Source organism: Streptomyces sp. NPDC043876 (assembly GCF_056435825.1).
In genome coordinates, this window is sequence record NZ_JBWKDV010000029.1 from 1 (window position 1) to 17,925 (window position 17,925).

General features: G+C 68.9%; 17 protein-coding genes. 5 read left to right on the top strand and 12 right to left on the bottom strand.

The features are described 5' to 3' along the window. Positions 1-776: 776 nt before the first annotated feature. The 8 genes from AC0693_RS38185 to AC0693_RS38220 form a co-directional block, all read right to left on the bottom strand. The gene (locus tag AC0693_RS38185; RefSeq protein WP_478804536.1) at positions 777-1,781 is read right to left on the bottom strand and encodes a DUF932 domain-containing protein; all 1,005 of its coding nucleotides are present in this window, start codon (positions 1,779-1,781) and stop codon (positions 777-779) included. A 99-nt stretch (positions 1,782-1,880) separates the two neighbouring features. After that, positions 1,881-2,336 (bottom strand): hypothetical protein, encoded by a 456-nt coding sequence (locus AC0693_RS38190; RefSeq protein WP_478804537.1) that lies wholly within the window; start codon positions 2,334-2,336, stop codon positions 1,881-1,883. 62 nt (positions 2,337-2,398) lie between these two features. Then, the gene (locus AC0693_RS38195; protein WP_478804538.1) at positions 2,399-2,779 is read right to left on the bottom strand and encodes a hypothetical protein; all 381 of its coding nucleotides are present in this window, start codon (positions 2,777-2,779) and stop codon (positions 2,399-2,401) included. A gap of 464 nt (positions 2,780-3,243) precedes the next feature. Then, positions 3,244-3,453: a hypothetical protein gene (locus AC0693_RS38200; protein ID WP_478804539.1), complete on the bottom strand. Its 210-nt coding sequence runs from the start codon at positions 3,451-3,453 to the stop codon at positions 3,244-3,246. A 37-nt stretch (positions 3,454-3,490) separates the two neighbouring features. Continuing rightward, positions 3,491-5,422, bottom strand: a complete 1,932-nt coding sequence (locus AC0693_RS38205) for a DUF742 domain-containing protein (RefSeq protein ID WP_478804540.1) — start codon at positions 5,420-5,422, stop codon at positions 3,491-3,493. A gap of 564 nt (positions 5,423-5,986) precedes the next feature. Beyond that, positions 5,987-6,682 (bottom strand): hypothetical protein, encoded by a 696-nt coding sequence (locus AC0693_RS38210; RefSeq protein ID WP_478804541.1) that lies wholly within the window; start codon positions 6,680-6,682, stop codon positions 5,987-5,989. 320 nt (positions 6,683-7,002) lie between these two features. Then, entirely contained in the window at positions 7,003-7,260 is a 258-nt protein-coding gene (locus tag AC0693_RS38215; protein WP_478804542.1) for a hypothetical protein, read from the bottom strand. A gap of 242 nt (positions 7,261-7,502) precedes the next feature. Then, on the bottom strand, positions 7,503-7,703 hold the full coding sequence (locus tag AC0693_RS38220) for a hypothetical protein (protein ID WP_478804543.1): 201 nt from the start codon (positions 7,701-7,703) through the stop codon (positions 7,503-7,505). An 849-nt stretch (positions 7,704-8,552) separates the two neighbouring features. Between AC0693_RS38220 and AC0693_RS38225 the strand changes: the two genes are divergently transcribed. Then, entirely contained in the window at positions 8,553-9,410 is an 858-nt protein-coding gene (locus AC0693_RS38225; RefSeq protein WP_478804544.1) for a hypothetical protein, read from the top strand. A 170-nt stretch (positions 9,411-9,580) separates the two neighbouring features. On the opposite strand, the gene AC0693_RS38230 is transcribed toward AC0693_RS38225, so the two are convergent. Then, positions 9,581-10,543, bottom strand: coding sequence for a helix-turn-helix domain-containing protein (locus AC0693_RS38230; protein WP_478804545.1), 963 nt, complete (start codon positions 10,541-10,543; stop codon positions 9,581-9,583). A 19-nt stretch (positions 10,544-10,562) separates the two neighbouring features. Further along, positions 10,563-10,778: a hypothetical protein gene (locus AC0693_RS38235; protein ID WP_478804546.1), complete on the bottom strand. Its 216-nt coding sequence runs from the start codon at positions 10,776-10,778 to the stop codon at positions 10,563-10,565. 1,030 nt (positions 10,779-11,808) lie between these two features. Between AC0693_RS38235 and AC0693_RS38240 the strand changes: the two genes are divergently transcribed. Both AC0693_RS38240 and AC0693_RS38245 read left to right on the top strand, forming a co-directional pair. After that, positions 11,809-12,522 (top strand): HNH endonuclease family protein, encoded by a 714-nt coding sequence (locus AC0693_RS38240; protein WP_478804552.1) that lies wholly within the window; start codon positions 11,809-11,811, stop codon positions 12,520-12,522. Between the two features lie 38 nt (positions 12,523-12,560). Beyond that, entirely contained in the window at positions 12,561-13,343 is a 783-nt protein-coding gene (locus AC0693_RS38245) for a hypothetical protein (RefSeq protein WP_478804547.1), read from the top strand. Between the two features lie 191 nt (positions 13,344-13,534). On the opposite strand, the gene AC0693_RS38250 is transcribed toward AC0693_RS38245, so the two are convergent. Further along, positions 13,535-14,899 carry a UDP-N-acetylglucosamine 1-carboxyvinyltransferase gene (locus tag AC0693_RS38250; protein ID WP_478804548.1) on the bottom strand — a complete coding sequence of 455 codons (1,365 nt, stop codon included), beginning with the start codon at positions 14,897-14,899 and terminating at the stop codon, positions 13,535-13,537. A 98-nt stretch (positions 14,900-14,997) separates the two neighbouring features. Further along, positions 14,998-15,909 (bottom strand): NAD-dependent epimerase/dehydratase family protein, encoded by a 912-nt coding sequence (locus tag AC0693_RS38255; protein ID WP_478804549.1) that lies wholly within the window; start codon positions 15,907-15,909, stop codon positions 14,998-15,000. Between the two features lie 233 nt (positions 15,910-16,142). Between AC0693_RS38255 and AC0693_RS38260 the strand changes: the two genes are divergently transcribed. Both AC0693_RS38260 and AC0693_RS38265 read left to right on the top strand, forming a co-directional pair. Next, on the top strand, positions 16,143-17,429 hold the full coding sequence (locus AC0693_RS38260) for a helix-turn-helix domain-containing protein (RefSeq protein WP_478804550.1): 1,287 nt from the start codon (positions 16,143-16,145) through the stop codon (positions 17,427-17,429). Positions 17,430-17,502: 73 nt separating this feature from the next. Beyond that, positions 17,503-17,823 (top strand): hypothetical protein, encoded by a 321-nt coding sequence (locus tag AC0693_RS38265; protein ID WP_478804551.1) that lies wholly within the window; start codon positions 17,503-17,505, stop codon positions 17,821-17,823. The last annotated feature ends 102 nt before the right edge of the window (positions 17,824-17,925 follow it).

Here is a 17,925-nt window from a genome sequence, read left to right on the forward strand (position 1 = left end):
CCCGCGGAGCGGGACCCCCACCGCTGCGCGGTGGGGAAGGGAAGCCGGGCGCTTCGCGCCCGGTGACGGAGTGTGAGGGGCCCCGCGCTTCGCGCGGGGCCGGCTGGGCCCGCTTCGCGGGCTCCAGCTGTGGGGTCTTCCGCTTCGCTCCAGACCTGGGGTGGGCCGCTTCGCGGCTTAACTGGGTTGGTTTTGTTGTGGGTTGGGCCAGTGCGCTTCGCTTCCTGGCCTTGACCCGCTTCGCGGGTAGCTGGCTGGGTGGGTGGTGGCTGGCCGGGGTGGTGATCTTGCGATGGTGGCCGGGGTGATAACAGATAGTCAGGGTGGGGAGACGTGCTGGCAGTTGTCAAGGTTTGCAACGGGTGAACTGACAGTGTGTCACTTTCGGTCTGTCGCTGGAGACTAGAGTATCTATATAGATTCAACGAACCGGCTCTGTCAGGAGGACAGACATGGGTCACACGATGGTCGCGGTACCACCAACCGACCTCGAACTGCCCGGCTAGGGGCCGAGATTCACGAGGCGGAGGGTTCTTAGAGGGAAGGGCAGCCGTTTTTGCTGGTCAGCGCAATTTGTGACGGGAGATACGTCAGTGCAGCACTGACGTATCTCCCTGCGATACGTCGGCAGTTACTGACGTATCTCCCGTTGTTCGTTGCACTATCGCAACGAACGGGGGGTCAAAGCTCTGCACAACCAAGGCCGTTCGTTGCGATAGTGCAACGAACGGCCTTGGCGGGGTTACCCACCAGCTCACTGGTGAGCTGGTGCCCAGTCAGACGGCGGTGAGGCGGAAGGCCCTTTCCATGAGGTCATCGGCGGTGCCGGTGATTACACGCTCGGCTCGGGAGGCCCTCTTGAGGTCCGGGCTGGTGCCGCGTGCCGGAGCGATGTGGTTGGCGTACTCGGTGATCGCGTTGTATCCCGCCCACGCCGTGCCCCTGATACCGGCCTGCGTGTCCGCCTGCTCAAAGAGATGGCGGATGCTGGCCCAGCGGGTGTTGTGGTTCGTCTTCTTCCGGGCGCTGTCGGCGCTGGTGACGGGCCACAGCTCCTCGACCACCGAACGAAGCCTCTGCGTGGTCATCTCCGCGTCCAGCATCCGCTGAGCGGCCTTGTCGAACTCCTCGGCGTACTTGAACGTCAGCCCAAGGGCCTGGCGAGCCTGGGCAATGCGCCCGCGTGCCCCAGAGGTGTGGCGGACCGTGTAGCTACTGCGGGCGTTGCTCAGAGCGGCGCGCATCGTATTCGCGCAGACGACACGCACGGGGGTGGTCACGATGCGGAATGCGCTGCTGCCATCGTGCGAGTTGAACGCGGCGATGTACAGGTCGACCGCGTCGTGTCCGCCGATGGTGAGGGTCTGGGGCAGCTTCATGGTCAGGAAGACCTGGCGGCCGCCCTTGAGTGATCCGGCCGTCTCGAAGTGGGCGCCGGACTCGTCGACGAGGTAGTTCAGGAACTCGGCGTGCTCTTCGTTCTGTACCGGGGTGTAGTCGGGGCCGACCACGCCGAGGGTTTCCGGGCGGCGGGTCTTCGGGTGGGTGCGGACGCTGGCGCGGTGGGCCGGTACGTCCAGCAGGGTCGCGCCGTCGTCCGTCAGCTCGGTGGCGTGCAGGGGGACCAGACGGACGTTCCAGCCGTCCAGGGCGGCCAGACGCATGGCGTCTTCGGCGGTCATCGCGTCAGACGTGACGGTGCCCAGGTTGTGCCACGCGCTCTTGCGGGCGCTGACGAATGCGGCGGTGCCGTCACTGAACTGCTCGATCTCGTGGGCCATGACTCTCCTTGTGCGTGAGTTGTTCGTTCGGAGGGCCGGGGGTGCCACTCCCCCGGCCCGGGGGGCCGCCCCTGAGCGGGGCGGCCCGGGTGTGCGAGGTCAGTGGCCCTCGCGCTGCCTCGGGACGCACGGCCCCGTGAGGCTGGGAGCGTCGTAGTACTCCGTGCCGGGCTCAGGGCCCGTCAGCTCGCCGTCCGGGCCGATGCAGTAGGCATCGAAGGACTCGCCAGCCGTCACGGGGTAGGCCATCAGGTCGCGCACGCGCCAGGACCGCAGGGCCGTCCTGTCGTCTGCCAGCGGGGACCGCAGGATCATTACCGCGCCGCCGTCCCCCATCGCGGACTCGGCCAGCAGTCCAGCGACAAAGAGCAGGTCTTCGGACGGGTCGGCCTCGTTCAGCACGGGGCCGTCGAGGTCGCACGCGGCGCTATCGCACCCGTCGCTGGAGAAGTGCACGACGGCCAGCCGGTGTGTCCCCGTCCCGGCCGCGTGGGCAAGGGCCCGCAGCAGTGCCGACGTGCGCTTGATCGTGATGAGCAGCAGCTCGTTGGTCATCGGTTCTACGCTCCTTGGCGTGGCCGGGTGCGGTCTGGTCCGCACCCGGCGGGACGGGCGGGTCAGGAGGCGGCCAGCACCTGGCGGTCGAGAGTCTGCGGGTTGGCGTGGGCCAACAGGCGGTCCAGCAGCGTCAAGACCTGGTCGAAGGACAGTCCGCGCACGCCGGAGGCCGTGACGGGCCCTGTGAAGAGCGCGCGACCCTCAACCGTGCGCGGGTGCCGGTAGAGGGCCAGCAGGCTCTCCACGGGCCGGTTACGGGGCTGGCCGCACTGCGTGGCGTAATCGTCAGTCCACAGAGTGAGCGAGTCCGTCAGGCCCTGACGGGCGACGGAGTCCGCGCCCAGGGCGCGGTGCGCGCTCATCTCGGGGGACCAGCCCAGGACATGGAAGCCGCCTGCGGGCGACACCTCCACGGCCAGATGTTCCGGACGTACCGACATGGTTCTCCCTTGGTTGGAGGGGGTGTTCTTGGCCGTCGGGGGGCCTTGCCACAGGACCCCTACCGACAAGAAAATTCTATCGCAATCTCGCTACCCATGGGGGTGGAAACGGTCCTCCGCGCACACCCAAAGGAGTGATGTATTCGCAGGTCAAAGCCGGTTTTTTGCCGGGTGGGGGCGGGCATTGCGGGGCCGGGGACGGCCAGCACCCTCGCCGCGGCGCGGCGAGGGCAAGGGATATGGCGGCGCGCAGCGCGGCCATATCCCGCAGCGCGTGAGAGCGCGCAGCGCTCGGTCCGGGCGCAGCGCAGCGGAGCCCGGCACGCGGGGTGGGGGCGGCGCAGCGCAGCGGAGCCGCCCCCACCCTGGCCGGCACCGGACCCGCAACGCCCGCCCCCACCCGGCAAAAAATGCCGAAAGGGACCCCAGCCCGACGACTGAGGCCCCCTCCAGAGAATCCGGGATCAGGAAGTGCTGTGCAGCTCCTCGGCGGCCTTCACCGCGGCGCGGCGCACAGACGCCGGGAAGCCGAGGCGCTCCGCGGCCCCGGCCGCGCCCAGCCCGGGATGCTCCCGAACCAGCGCGGCGATCCGCGCCGCACGCTCCTTCACCAGATGCTTCTGCGCGGTCGGCACAGAGACCCCGAGGACGTCGACCGCGTGCGCGACGCTCACCTTCGGGTCCATATCCCGGCCCCGGAGGGATCCGAGGTCACTCCCCGACATCAGTTGCAGTCCTGTTCTCTTCAACCGTAGGAACCTGAGCGAGGATTCCAGAGTCCAGCAAATCTCCCACAAGAATAATGGCGATTCCGAGAGGGAGGTTCAGCTCTCGCGATATATCTTCAACACTGATTGGCCGACGGCACAGTCTACTTATTCTCCGCTGCTCAGGAAGCAAGCGCTTCAGCACTGATTCATCTACCTTGGAAACGACCACCTTATCAATGGGAAGAGAAAACGACTTATTCTCCCGCATCGCATAAGGGCGGACCAAGGGGACCGCTTCTTCCGCCTCCAACTCCTCTTCCACACCGCCTTTACTCAAAAGCGTCTGGTACGAGCGGAAACCGAAATCCTCCTCCGTCTCATCATCGTCATCACTATCAACGAGGGAGACAGGGGCCAGCCCATCGGCCGTTTGCGACACCTTGCTGACACCCGATTTAACACCGTATGCGGAAGTCATCACCTTGGCCGCGCTGCGTCGATTAGCCTTTTCCAGGGCCTGAATCAAGGAAGGGAAATCCTCGAGTTGACGGTCTCGCCGAGCCGCGTTGAGAATCCAACTCTCGTCTTTTGCGCTCACCAGGTCCAGAATTTCAACGACACCCCTTGCTGGCCTGATGCGACCCACGGCAGATAGAACCTGATATGCGTCGGCATCGTGGTGCCCCATGCGCAGGAGAGATACGGCCTGCACCACTTCATCCGGAGATTTTCGGCAGCCAACTGCGTTCAGCAGCTGATAGGCATCCGTGGAACGCTCATCTGCACGGAGAGCATCAATTAGCGTGGGAATGTCACCAGGAGGCCGAGACTCACCTGCATGGGCAAGGAAGCCATCCGCAAGCTCGTCGTATCCCTCCGCGCGTAACAGCGACACCGTCTCCAACGCCTCACCACAGGACTGGGACAGCGGCGCTTCCCTCAACGCGTCGGACCAGCTGCCATCGTTGGGATGCGGGCCCTGGAGGGCGTTGAGCACATCGGCCGGGGACATCCGTGAGTTGTCCGGCTCATCCGGCCGCGGACCAGACGGAGAGTTATCCAGGTCTTCCTCCCTGGCCACGAAGTTATCCGGCGGGTTGTCCAGATGCAGTTCGTCAGCGAGACGGTCGAGTCGTTCGGCCCTGTCGTCCAGGTGACGAGCAGCCTTTGCGAGCGCTTGGTCGATGCCGCTCGCATCGGTATACAGCGCCTCGTGTGGTGTCGGGTGTGAAGCAGAGACCGGCATCGTGTCAGCGCTGAAAGCCGGAACCTGAGCGCGGAGACGGTCCAGCTCCTCCGTGAGGACACGAACCTGTTCTGCGGCTTCTTCGGCGAGTCGATCAGCCTTGTGGCGTTCTCCGCGTGCGCGTTCGAGTTCGGCCTCCGCGGTCGTCCGTTGCTGCTCGCTCTTGGTGAGCCGGGCGCGTACCTGGTCCAGCGAAGTCTGACCTGCGGCTGGGGAGGTCCGGAACCGGTCTCGTTCACGCGCCAGAGCGGTGATGTCACGCTGGAGCTTGTCGACCATGGTCAGCAGCAGCAGCACCATGTGGTTGGCGCTGTTTCGTTCCCTCTCAAGCTCCTGGGCGCGCTCCAGCGCACGCATCAGCTTGTCAGAGACCTCCAGAGACCTCTTCTGGACCATGACCAGTTCCCCGGCGAGCTCGGTCCCATCGTGCTGCCCCCCGTGGCCTCGGTTCTCTGATGTGTCCTTCGGCAGGCCGGTGGTAGTCATCTTCTGCTGCAGAGAGCGGACCTGGCTCAGCAGGCGTTCCCGGCCGGCGACGTCCCTTGAGCAGATGTCTGCGATCGCTTCGACGAAATCTGGCTTCAGCGCGATCCCGGCCAGCCGGTCCGACACAGTGGTGCGGCTCGGCACTTTGCCGCTGGTGAAGTGTTCTGGCTTCAGCTCTGCCAGAACATCGTCGACTCGCATGTTGGTCTCATCGAGCCATCCTCGCAGCAGCTGTGCCAGAGCGTCAGCTTCTTCAGTCCCACCCTTCAGCGCACCCCACGGGCGTGTTCGGCGCTGTCCTTCCTTTGGCAACTCTTCTCCTGACATGGAAGCGGACAACCAGCCGTTGTTCAGATTTGTACGGTCCCCCACCCGGACAACTGGACCCGTCTATCACAGCAGATGAAGTGTGAGGACTGAGCCCGCTGCTGAAAGCGAGCGATCCGACGTCCACGGCTAGCCAAGGCTGGCGCCCATCTGCACTGGAGTCCCACTGATGCTTGATCAGCTCAACCACTTCATGGATCTGCTTGCCCGGGGCCTTCTCACTGAGCTGCCCGCACAGCTCGTTACCGCAGCCGTTGCAGCTGCTGGCACCGCCGCTTTGCGGACATGGCGCCGTCGGCGCCCGGCTAAGCCGGACAGCGACGATGCGTAGGACGCGATCCGCGCCGCCAGCGGTCTCGTAGAAGGGCCCGTCTCATCCGTTGGCGTCTTTGTTGCTGCCGTCACGGTCACGGCGGGCCCCCTGACGGGGGCCGGGGTTCAGAGGCCGCTGTGCAGTTCCTCGGCGGCCTTCACCGCGGCGCGGCGCACAGACGCCGGGAAGCCGAGGCGCTCCGCGGCCCCGGCCGCGCCGAGCCCGGGATGCGCCCGCATCAGCGCGGCGATCCGCGCGGCACGCTCCTTCACCAGGTGCTTCTGCGCGGTCGGCACAGAGACCCCGAGGACGTCGACCGCGTGCGCGGCGCTCACCGCCGGGTCGGCGTCCAGGAGTTCGGCGATCCGGCCCGGGAGCAGGTCCCGGGGAACCATGTCACCGGACCCCGTCGGCCGGCCCCGCGGCGCGCTCGCTGTGCCGCGGCTGTCGGCGTAGGCCTGCAGGGCCGCGCGCGGCCAGTGATCGACCCCGCACACCACCACGACGTGGGCGGCGAGGCGGTCGTCGTTCTTGTAGGTGTCGATGCTGCGGGGCTTCACGCCGAGGAGGGCCGCCGCCTCGCGGCGGTCCAGGAGGTCCGCATCATCGTCCACCGCGGGGATGGCCGGCCGCGGCGCGCCCTGGCGGTGCGCGTCCACCTGCTCCGCGTCCCACAGAAGCACGAGCGCGCCCTCGGAACTGACCGGAGGAGGGAACCCGTCGGCGGTGTAAGGCAGCGACTTGCTGAACGTCGACCACGGCATGCCCAGAGCCTGCGCCAACTCCTTGCGCCCCAGGGCACTGCGCCCGGCACGGATCACGATCTCGACCTCCAGCTGGAACGAGGCACCCCACCGACTCAGGCAGACCGGACAGCCAGCCGGGCGACGGCCCTCAAGAAAAATGTATCGCACTCAAGACGCCTCCCAGCCGGCGTCCGCAGGACGCCCGCCGGGACGACTATGCTCGGGGGTGATGACGCGCCCGGGATCTCCTGCGGAGTGTTCTTCGGTCGGCCGGCGCCCTTGCCACCCGCCCAGCGGAAGTGGGCGCCGGCCACACACCCCCAACCACCCACCCCGTTCCGGCCTGCAGCCGCCCCGGCCGCACGCACAAGGTGCGCACCACGCCCCGCCCTTGATCAGGGTGTGTCGCCGTCCCACAGGAACGCGCCGCCCGGATCGGCCTCGGCAGGCCCGTACAGCGCCCGCCCACCCGGACCGTAAAGCCCCCGGCCCGTGGCCAGGAGCGCGCCCTCGACCCGCTCCGCCTCACTCCAGCCGGTCACGTCCAGGACCAGGCCGTCCAGCGGACCACCGAGGAGATCCACATACACCCGCCCCGGTACCGGATCAGCCCACGCCTCATCGTCCCCGCTGTACACCCTCATCCCGCTCATACCGCCAGCCTGCCCTTTCCCCCGCCCCAGCCCTGACGCAAAAGAGTGAACCACGCGCAGGCAAGCCCCGCCCGGGTCGGCGTACGGGGCGGCGTCGTTCATCTCCTTGCCCGCGGCTGGGCGACAGCGGGCCGCGGGCAAGGAGTGCCAGCTGGATGCCGACCGCCAGCGCAAGCCCACGTAGTCGCCGCGGATCATGGCCATGCTTGGCCCCCCGGAAACCCGGACCTTGACCACTGCCGTCATGTCAGGACCGCGGCCAGAGCGTCGGTGACGGCAGCGGCCAGAGTCAGGAACGCGGCGAACGCGGCAGCGGCGCGCAGGCCGGCGGCCGGGTAGGTCGCGCCGTCCAGGCGGGCGAGTTTCCCGGCCACCGCCGCGACGGCGAAGGCCCCGATCAGGACCAGACAGATCGTAAACAGCACCACGGTCAGAACGGACATGTCGAGCTCCTTGAGGAGAGCCATCGGTTGATGGACCGACCGTCTCGACTCGGGTGTGCGACAGGGTTCGGCCGGGCGAAGATGAACACCGCTGAACAACGGTGTGCACAGGGGCCGGGGGAAATCATGAGCGTCACGGACGAGATGCCGGAACCAGTCGGAGGGTCCAGCGAGGCGCTGTCCCGATTGCAGACGCTGCTGGGGAACGCGTTGGCCTCGACGGGGCAGACGGTGACCTGGCTGGCGGGGCGGTCCGGGCTGGGGCGTACGAGCGTGAGCAACGCCCTGAACAAGCCCTCCGTTCTGAGCGCACGGACCGTGGCCAGCATGGCCCGGGCGTTGCGGCTCGACGGGGACATGCTGCAAGGCCTCCGGAAGCAGGCTACGGACGCCTTGTCGGGCGGCCCAGCGGCGCCGGTCGTGTCGCCCGTGGCGGCCGGTCAGTCGGCGAGAAGTGGGGCCGGGCGAGAGAGCCGCAGGGTCTGCTGGTGGGGGCGCCGCCGTTGGCGGCATCGGCGTTCCAGCCGCGTGAGGGCCTCCGCACGCGCATCGATGCTGCCCGTGCCAGGGGGGCAGTGGTGCTGACGCAGGCCAGGCGGGCGTCAGCGGGGGTGCTGTCGGGGATGGGCGGGGTCGGTAAGTCCCAGCTCGCCGCCCAATACGCCCACCAAGCCGTGGCCGAGGGAACCGGGCTGGTGGTATGGGTCCCGGCCGGCGAGAGCGCGCAGATCATCGCCCTCTGAGCACAGGCTGCCCTTACCGCCTCGTAAACGGGGAGCGCAATGCTGGCGGGATCAAGATCGGCTGAACTCCCGCGTATCGCACTGTTTCCACCGCGATGATGGCGGGATGTCTACAGAGCTGCTTATCGGAGTGATCTCGTCAGGAGCCGGTCTTGTCGGCGTCGCGTTAGGCATCGTGGGCGCCCTCTTCGGCGCCCGCATGCAGGCGAAGGGAAGCCACGCCCAGGCCGAGGCGACGCAGCAAGCAGCCACGACGACTGCTGTGACGCAGTACGCGGCCACGCTCGTGCAGCAGAACCGCGCAGCCCAACGGACCGCGTACGTTGGGCTCCTGGCCTCTGCACGTGACTTTCAGCGGCGCGTCGAGTACGTCACCGACCGCGCAGGGGCGAGCGACGAAAGCGCTCAAGACATGCGTGAACCTCTGATGCACCTCGAAGTGGCATTCGCCGCCGTGGAGCTGGAAGGGCCCGAGGGGGTACTTGAGCGGGCACGTCTGATGTATCAGTCGGCGTACGTGATCGAGACAGTTTTGACCCACCGTGGCGCCGCGTACCGCGCCTGGAACACCTTCTACGCCCACTACCGGTCCGGTACTCTGCGCAACCACCCGGCGATGGGGGCCCTGGAGACTCTCCAGGCCACCGGTCGCCAACTACCCGAACGGGACCGCCGCCTCCTCAGCACCGCCGTAGACGTGCCTGCGACCGCAGCCCTGCTAGGGGAGCTGGGCAGGCGCCTGAGCACGGAGTACCAGCACGCCCACTCCCTGATGGAGGCCTTCGTTGCCGGAGGGGCCCTTACCGAAACCCAGGTGGGACTCCTCCTCAGGGAGGCCAGCACCATGAAACGCACCGTCGATGAAATGCTCATCGACACGAGCGAGAAGCTGCACGACGCCATCGTCGGCTTCGTCGCCGTGGCCCGTACGCACCTCAACGCCGTCACGCCAGACCTGGGGTGATCACCCGACGGCCGCCACCCCGCTGCGCCGCAGCGGCCCGCCCCCAGACGACACCCCTGCACAGAATCGGTTCCCCCGCACCGTAAAGACGGCCCGGGAGTCGGGCGCGGGCGGCACTCCCCGGCAGTGGTGCGCGCCGGTGAAGACGGTTGTCGTGCCAGGGCTGGTGGTCAGGGTGTGAGGAAGCCGCGGAGTGCGGGGGCTGGCGGGGTGTAGCGGCGGGGGGCGCGGATGGGCAGCCCGCGGCCGGTTCGGCCGGCCGGTGGCAGGGGTGGGAGGGGGCCGCGCAGGAAGCGTGGCAGGCGGCTGCGGTGGTGGGGGGCGTAGGTGCGATAGAGGGGTACGTGCTCGGCCTCTTCGATCATCGCGGTGACGTAGAAGTGGATGAAGTCGGAAGGGTCCTGCGGCCCGGAGCGTGGGGTGTGCGCGCGGGGGCCTGGTGGTAGGGCGCCGGGCACGTTCGTGCCGGTGCGTGGGTGGCGGTGGGGGTGCTGGTGCGGCAGGGCGGAGGCCGGTTGGGTCCCCGCCTCGCCGACGACCCGGTCCCAGGCCTTCCCCCACTCCCCCACCTTGCGCGGTGACATCCCCAGGGCCTGGGCGAAGGCGACGACGTGGCAGCGGGTGGGGACGGCGTCGCCGCGCAGGACCGCGCCGAGGCTGCTCTTGGGCAGCCGGTCTCTTCCGTCCGGTCCCTGGCCGGCGCGGCGTTGCAGTTCGGCGAGGGAGGGCTGGCCGTCACGGGCGCGCAGGTGGACCATCGCCCGGCGCAGCTCCCCCACGGTCTCGATGACCTTGGGGTGGGAGTAGACCTGGACGAGTTTGTCGGCGAGGTCCTCGAACTCTCCCGCCCTACTGCGCCGGGTGTGTTCGGCGGCGCGGGCCGCCTTCCACAAGCGTCGTGCTTCGCCCGAGTCGGCCTGGCAGGCGCGGGCGAACGCCTCGACTGCCTGCCATGTGGGCACGCTTTTCCCGCTGGCGGCGCGGGAGAGCATGGAGGCGGTGAAGTCGTAGTTAATGCGGTGGGCCATTGCCGCGTAGGTCAGTCCCGCGCGCCGGCGCTGGGCTCGGAGCCACAGCGCCAGCGCTTCCATCTGGCGGGTGTCGGCGGCAACGGCCTTCTCACGCCGTCCCATAACCGTTCCGTCGCCTCTGTTAGACCGGCTTGACGCAACCCGGGTCACCGGTGCGCAGCAGGCGCAGGATGACGGCGGCGGTCCCGCCGAGGACCTCGGCGATGCCGAACATGGGTAGTCCGGCCAGGGTCAGGGCGGTGGCCAGGATCATGATGATGACCACAACGAGGATTTCGATGCCGGTGAGCGGGCGGCCGAGAGGGCCGGGGACGCTGGCCGGGGGGATGCTGGACATAGGACTTCCCTGGGTCGTTGTTCTTTCACCAGCCGCGCCTCCGCGAAAGGACGCGCGGCTGATGGGCTGCACCAAACGGGTCCGGCCGGGCTTCCACACCCTGATGGCTGAACCGATGGGATCTTCTCACCAGTGATCCCGCGATCACAATCTGTTCCCCTCCCGGGGAGCGGGTTGATTCGTAACCGAACTGGCCGGGACACCCCTACGGGGGCGAACTCATGGCCGGTAGAAGCGGAACCGGATCAAAAACCGCAGATCAAGCCCTGACCGCCTGACACATTGATTCAATTGTGGCCAGGTCGGCGTTGCCGAGGCGGCGCTCTCGATGCCACCCTCAAAGAGCGCCGGTTCCGGACATGCTCCGGGGCCTCCCTGGCGCTGTGGCTGCACCACGGAACAGGGGGCAGGGCACCGCGTCTTCCACCGCGGAGCCCATGACGAGGGTGGCGCATCCCGTACGGGATGCGTACAGGATGCGGCCACCCTCCGCCGTTACACCCACCACGCGCCCCGGCGACCGCACCACCCCTCAACAGTTGGGTGTGCTCCGGTAAGGCAGCCCTGAAGAATCGTTCCTGCGACGAGCGGCCGTCCCAGCCGCTGACAGGCCCCATTACCGCCGTGCTCCTCGGGCATAGGTGGGGGCGGACGGTTCACTTCCGCCCCCACTACGCGACGAGATGCCCCAGAGTGTCTACGAGCTGGTCAAAGAATCAGGTCGATCTTTGAGCATCTCCTCGAGGGACGACACAGCCTGTTCCTCCAGGACCCGCTCCTCGGGTGAGAGCCCCGGAGCGGCGAGCTTCGCTCGCAGCTTCTCCACCACGGGCCTGATGGCTGGCTGGGCGTCGGGAGCTTTTCCGCGTCGGCGTGGTTCTGGAGAAGACGGCTACCTCGGCCCAGAAGAAGCAGGGCGCAGGGGCGTTTCTGCGGTGAATCCGGCCACCCGTGCGGGTGAGGTGACTGCTCGGGAGCTGTCGCAGCTGGTCTTCGGACGGCTACACCCGCCTATGTGATCAAGAACTTGATGCGTCGTGGTCTGTCCGCGCTCGCCCTCTGCGCCCTCCCCCTCATTACCTCCGCGCCCACCGCGCACTCCGCGCACTCCGCCTCCACACCGCGCACCGCCTCCGCGGAGGCAGCCGTGGCGGCGGCCGGGGCGCAGGCACCGTTGCCGTTGTTCGAGGCGATCGACCGGCTCCCGGTGGCAGTCGAGCACCGCGAGGGCTACAAGCGGGACCTGTACAAGCACTGGAACCGCGGACTGAATGTGTCGGATGGATGCGACACCCGGCGCGAAGTCATCCTCGCCGAAGCCGTCGAGGCGCCCGCAGTCGCGGCGGGCTGCAAGCTGACCGGCGGATCCTGGCGCAGCGCCTACGACAACCTCGTGGTGAGGGACGCGGCTCGCCTGGATGTAGACCACTTCGTTCCGCTCGCCGAGGTGTTCGATTCTGAACGTGCGCCCTGGAGCGCTGCGCGGCGGGAGGCGTACGCGAACGACCAGGCCTCGCCGGACACGCTGATCGCGGTCTCCGCGGCTTCGAACAGGAGCAAGGCGGACAAGGATCCGGCCGAGTGGCTGCCCTCGGACGGCTCGTATCACTGCCGGTACGCCGCGACGTGGGTAGGAACCAAGCTGCGGTGGGACCTGGCTGTCGACGAGAACGAGCGCCAGGCCCTCCTCGGGCTCGCCGAGGACTGCCCGGACACCACCGTCGTCTACGAGAGCGCAGCGTGAACGTGATGGATGACCGATCAGGAAACCGAGAGCGGAACATGGACGACTGGCCCACAGTTGTTGACATCTCCAGCCTGGAGATCAGCGTCCAGGGCATGCCGGTCCTCTCGGCGTCCCAGGAGTTCATGCGCGCCCAGCACTCGCCCGGCGAGGACCTCATCGAGTATGTCGGCGAGGCCTTCTCGGGGACGGAGTGGGCGCAGGTAGGGGCAGAGGTCCACACCGTGGGCGGCGGGGATGTGGAGACCCGGCTGCGGCCGTGGAAGGGTACGAGTGCCTGGCACCTGGACTTCTTCCCCGCGGCCTGGACGGAGCACCCCTATGACCGGGTGCCTGCCGACCGGCGGGAGGAAGTAGCCGCGTACACCGATCGGGTGGCGGGTCTGCGCGACGGCCGGCTGCGGTTGAACGACCTGCGCGCGGCGGCTTCCCAGGGTGGCGCTGCCGGCGTCGACCGCCTGGTCCGAGGCCGGGTCGAGCGCCTCGACCAGCGGCATGCGGCTCTCGATGCGCTGCACAGTCAACTGGTTGAGGAGACCCTTCTGCTCCCGCACTGGGCGCTCAACTTCGTGCTCTACGAGGTCGAGCATCTGCATGCGGAGCGCGAATGGGTGGGCGCTGCCGTCCTGTCCTACCACCACGGTTCGGCCGGCCACCGCCCCGAGAACGTGTTCGGCGGTGTCAGCTTCGTGTTCACGGACGGATCGGTGGATCTGGCTCGCGGGCACCGCGCGCAGATCGCCGGATCGTGGTCGAGCATCGTGCAGGACATGGTCCGTGAACATGCCGAGACTGAAACGGAGGGTGCGACCATGTCCTGACAGTTCCCAGGGCAAGGACGGCGGCCGCCAGTCGGCGGCCGCGCTCAACCGGCGCGCACTGGCGCAGCACGCCGTCGCAGGAACCCGCCACGCAGCCGCATGTCCCGCTTCCGCTCGGGCGCCACTGGTAGAAGTCCCACTGGCCGGGGCGGACCAGCGGGCGACGCGTCGCGGGTGAGCCGGGTGGGATGTTAGCCCTCGGAAGGGGGCGAGGTCTCGTGGGAGCGTGTCGGGCCTGGCGGCCCACCGTCGTGGACGACCTCCACCGTGGCGCCGAGCGCGGCGAGTTTGGGCAGCAGGTCGTGGTATCCGCGGTCCAGGTGGTAGATCCCGGTGATGGTCGAGGTGCCCTCGGCCGCGAGGGCGGCGATCACGAGGGCGGCGGCGGCCCGGATGTCTGGGCCGTTGACGTGAGCCGCGGTGAGGGGTGACGGTCCGTGGACGGTGATGGTCGGGCCGTCGATGCTGACGTTCGCGCCGAGGGCGCGCAGGGGGGCGATGTGGGTGGCCCGTGAGGTGTAGATCTTCTCCTCGATGTGGGAGGTGCCCGGTGCCTGGGTGAGGAATGCGGTCAGCTGGGGCTGGACGTCGGTGCAGGTGGCGGAGGCGGTCGTCGTCCGCAGGGGCTGGGGGCCGGCGGGGCAGCGGGCGAGGGTGCCGTCGGCCGCTGGGGCAAGCTCGATTCCTGCGCCAGCGAGCATGGACGTCAGGGCGGTGGGGAACGTGGTGGCGGGGATGTTGTCGAGGTGGACCGATCCGCCGGTGATGGCGGCGGCCAGTGCGAGCGTGGCGGCCTCCAGCCGGTCCGGCGGGACCGGGAAGGTTCCGCCGGTGATGCGGTCGCATCCGGTGATGTGCAGGGCGCTGGTTCCCTCCCACGTGAGGGTGACCCCGCCCGCCGCGAGGAGCGCGGCGGTTGCCTGAACCTCGGGTTCGGTGTTGGGGTTGAGGATGGTGGAGGTGCCGCGGGCGCGGGCGGCCAGCAGCATCGCGGTGACCGTGGCTCCCAGGCTCGGCCCCCACTTCTGCGTCATCGCATCGGTGGTGAACGGCTGCGGGCCCCACCCGGGCAGGCGGGCCTCTACGTGGGTGCTGGTGACGTTGAGGGTGGCGCCGGCGGCTTCCATGGCGGCCAGGTGCCGGTCGATCAGGCGCGGGCAGAAGGCGTCACCGCCCGGCAGGGGGAAGCGGACCCGGCTGGCTCGGGCCAGGAGACCGGCGGCCATGACGGCGGTCGTGCGGATGCGCCCGCCGAGATGGTCCGGGATGACGGGCTGCCAGGCAGCGGCCGGAACGACCTCGAAACGGTCGCCGACGATCTGGGCCCTGGTGCCGGTGCGGGTGAGGATCTCCGCGCAGACGCGGGTGTCCAGGATGTGCGGGATCCCGGTCAAGGCCAGCGGTTTGTCCGCGAGCTGGCTGGCTGCGTACAGGTGGAGGGCGATGTTCTTGCTGCCCTGAACCGTGACGGTGCCGTCCAGGCGGTGGCCGCCGGTGATGCGGATGGCGCGGGTGTCGGTGCGGGGCGCGGGCGGCATGACGCTCTGATCGTTCACGGGTTCCCTTTCCGTAGAGGTGGGGCTGGCGGCTCGCAGTCCCGGGCCAGCGGGCGGGCGGGCCGGGACCGTGTGCAGTACGGACTGGTGGGCGGTGCCTATCGAATGCCTGCGCCCGCGGGCTGGGTGCGCGTCCGGCTGTCGAGGGTGAGGGACAGGGCTTCGTGCAGGGGCGTGCGGTTGATGGGCCCGTAGGTGCGGGTGAACAGCGTCTGGTCGGCGGTGAACGAGGCGATCTCGTTGATGCGCGGGTCGGTGTGGGTGATTGTGCCGTGGCCGGCGGCGTGGATGACCGCGTGGGCGAGGTCGCGGATGGTCACCGCGTGGCCGGAGCCGCAGTTGACGACGGGCAGCAGCTCGGGGGCGGTCAGGATGCGGGTGAGCATGGTGATGGCGTCGTCGATGTACGTCAGGTCCCGCGCCTGCGCGCCGTCGCCTTCGATCGTCAGCGGACGGTGGTCGGCGATGGCGTCGAGGAAGGCGGGGACGACGGCGTCGGCGCCCTCGTTGGGGCCGAATGTGTTGAAGAACCGGACCACGCCGACCTGGCGGCCCTCCCCCAGGACGGGCCGGTAGATCTGGGCGAGCTGCTCGGTGGCCACCTTGCCCGCCGCGTATGGGGACCGCGGGGCGTACGGCGCGTTCTCGGTGAGCGGGCCGTTCTGCTGGCCGTAGACCTCGCACGAGGAGGCCAGCAGCAGCCGGCGGGCCGTGGAGCGGGTGAAGGTGTGGAGGAGGTGGCGGTCGACGGCGACGTTGTGCTCGAACCCTCCGACCTCGAACGAAGCGGGGACGGACTTCAGCGCGGCCAGGTGCACGACCGTATCCACGCCGTCCAGGTCCCCCGCGGCCAGCGAGCGGACGTCGCGGACCTGGAGGCCGTGCGGGCTCGGTCGCCGGGAGGTGACCGACAGGTTGTCCAGCGGGGTGACCATGTGGCCGGCGGTGCGTAGGGCCTGGGTGAGTGCCAGGCCAAGGAAGCCGGCGCCGCCGGTGATCAGGACCTTCAAGGGTGCCTCCGCGGAGGTGGGAGCAGCGAGGCGGACTGTGCTTGCCGTCTGTCTGCTGCCGTCACCGTCCCGCCCGCCGCGGCTGTGCGGGAGCTGTTCGTGTCCTGCTCGCACACGGCGTGCGCAGCCCGCACAGCGTGTGCGTCCCAGCGCGGCGTGCGTCCGTGCGCCCTGTCCGTGTGGGGTGGCGGGCACTACGCTCGTCCGGCACCGACGGTGCGATGGAGGTGGTCATGGGCGCGAACGCGGCTGACCTGGGTGCGGTGTTCCGCAGTGCCCGCCACGCGTTACGGCTGAAGCAGGCGGATGTCGCCCGGGCCGTGGGCTACTCGGCGTCGGCGATCTCTCGGATCGAGAGCAACCGGATGCGGGTAGACCTCGAAACACGCCTGCTCCTGGCCCGGGTGCTTCACATCCCGGCGGAGCAGGTCAGCGGGTTCCCTGTTCCCGGGGGCCCGGTGATCGCTAGCGTGGGGGCCGTACCGGTGTCGGACGAGGAGGACGCGATGCGTCGCAGGAGCATGCTGGGGGCCCTCGCCGCCGGGGCGTCGGCCGTCATCGCCACCGGGGGCACCGCGCAGGCCTCGCCTGCCTCGGTGCCGGACCTTGACGATGTGCTGTTCCGGCTTCCGGACGCCGCCCCCGCATCACTGCAGGTCCTGGCCGCCCAGACCGCCTCGGCGCGCGAGGAGTTCACCAGCGCCCGCTACAACGACCTGGGCGCCCATCTGCCCGGCCTGCTGGCCACCGCCGAAGCGACCAGGAACGCCACCACCGGCCAAGCCCGCCGGCAGGCCAGTACGATCCTCGCCCGCGCCTACGTCCTGGCCTCCGAACTCGCCGCGAAACAGCACTCCGACGCCGCGTGGGTCGCAGCCGACCGCGCTCTGGCCGCCGCACGAGCCAGCGGCATGCCCGTCCCCGTCGGGGAAGCCGCCCGCGTTCTGGCCATCACCATGCGCCGCTCCGGCAGATGCACCTCAGCGGTCCGCTTCCTCACCACCGAAGCCGCCGCCCTCGACCCCACCGCCCCGCGCACCGCAGCCGTACGAACCACGCTGCTGCTCACCGCGGCGTACTCGGCCGCCTCCGGCGGCGAACGCTCGACCGCTCTGGCTCTGCTCGACGAGGCCGACGAGAGTGTCGAGCACGGCCAGCAGGCTCCCGGCGGGCTCTTCACGGTCGAGGCCACCCAGGCCCAGGCCGCCGTCTACCGCATCGGCGTCCACACCACCCTCGGCACCCCCGACGAAGCCGTCCCCATCGCACGCACTTTGGACATCAGCCTCATGCCGAGCCCGGAGCGCCGCGCCCGCGCGTGGACCGACACCGCCCGCATGTGGCACGCCCTCGGCCACGGCCAGCACGCGTTCACCGCTCTGCGCCACGTCGAGGAAGAAGCGGCCCAGGAAGTACGCCGGCCAGCAGTACGGGCGCTGACCTCGAGCCTCCTCTACGGCCCGGCACGCGTCCAGGGCCTGCGCGAGTTCGCCGTCCGCACGGGGGCCGTTCCCGCCTGACCGGCCAGCCCTCACAAGCCAGGCAGCAAGCCGACGCGCCGCTGATAATCAACCCTCGTGCCAGTCTTCCCACATGACCTTGGAGACCTGGGAACACGACGGTGACCGCTTCTGCCTGCAGTCGACCTACGTGAGGGGTGACCAGGCGTGGTACTTCGAGTTGAGCGAGGCCCGCTGCGCCCCGGCCGTCCGGACGGCCGGCCCAGGTCACGACGGCTTCCTGCCAGGCCTTGCGGCCGTCACTGTCATCGCCCATGACCCCGAAGTGGAGAAGCCGCCCTACGTCCACTTCGACGGTACCCAGCAGCTGCCGTTCGACGTACTCGAACGCTTCACGACGGTGATCGCCGCGAGACTCGCCAACGATGACCCCCAGCCGCCGAACTCTGGCTGACGGCGGAGCTTAGACGCCATTTCGTTTGGTGTGATCTTGCAGCAGTCTGGTGTGGTGACGACTGGGCTTGTGCAGCGGATGGTGCCGGACGGCTTGTGGGAG

What these genes read in the sequence shown, in the direction of transcription:
- AC0693_RS38265 (WP_478804551.1), top strand. Translation starts at nt 17,503, where the DNA reads ATGACCTTGGAGACCTGGGAACACGACGGTGACCGCTTCTGCCTGCAG.
- AC0693_RS38215 (WP_478804542.1), bottom strand. Translation starts at nt 7,260, where the DNA reads ATGAGCGGGATGAGGGTGTACAGCGGGGACGATGAGGCGTGGGCTGAT.
- AC0693_RS38195 (WP_478804538.1), bottom strand. Translation starts at nt 2,779, where the DNA reads ATGTCGGTACGTCCGGAACATCTGGCCGTGGAGGTGTCGCCCGCAGGC.
- AC0693_RS38245 (WP_478804547.1), top strand. Translation starts at nt 12,561, where the DNA reads ATGGACGACTGGCCCACAGTTGTTGACATCTCCAGCCTGGAGATCAGC.
- AC0693_RS38240 (WP_478804552.1), top strand. Translation starts at nt 11,809, where the DNA reads ATGCGTCGTGGTCTGTCCGCGCTCGCCCTCTGCGCCCTCCCCCTCATT.
- AC0693_RS38190 (WP_478804537.1), bottom strand. Translation starts at nt 2,336, where the DNA reads ATGACCAACGAGCTGCTGCTCATCACGATCAAGCGCACGTCGGCACTG.
- AC0693_RS38230 (WP_478804545.1), bottom strand. Translation starts at nt 10,543, where the DNA reads ATGGGACGGCGTGAGAAGGCCGTTGCCGCCGACACCCGCCAGATGGAA.
- AC0693_RS38235 (WP_478804546.1), bottom strand. Translation starts at nt 10,778, where the DNA reads ATGTCCAGCATCCCCCCGGCCAGCGTCCCCGGCCCTCTCGGCCGCCCG.
- AC0693_RS38260 (WP_478804550.1), top strand. Translation starts at nt 16,143, where the DNA reads ATGGGCGCGAACGCGGCTGACCTGGGTGCGGTGTTCCGCAGTGCCCGC.
- AC0693_RS38225 (WP_478804544.1), top strand. Translation starts at nt 8,553, where the DNA reads ATGTCTACAGAGCTGCTTATCGGAGTGATCTCGTCAGGAGCCGGTCTT.
- AC0693_RS38220 (WP_478804543.1), bottom strand. Translation starts at nt 7,703, where the DNA reads ATGTCCGTTCTGACCGTGGTGCTGTTTACGATCTGTCTGGTCCTGATC.
- AC0693_RS38185 (WP_478804536.1), bottom strand. Translation starts at nt 1,781, where the DNA reads ATGGCCCACGAGATCGAGCAGTTCAGTGACGGCACCGCCGCATTCGTC.
- AC0693_RS38205 (WP_478804540.1), bottom strand. Translation starts at nt 5,422, where the DNA reads ATGCGAGTCGACGATGTTCTGGCAGAGCTGAAGCCAGAACACTTCACC.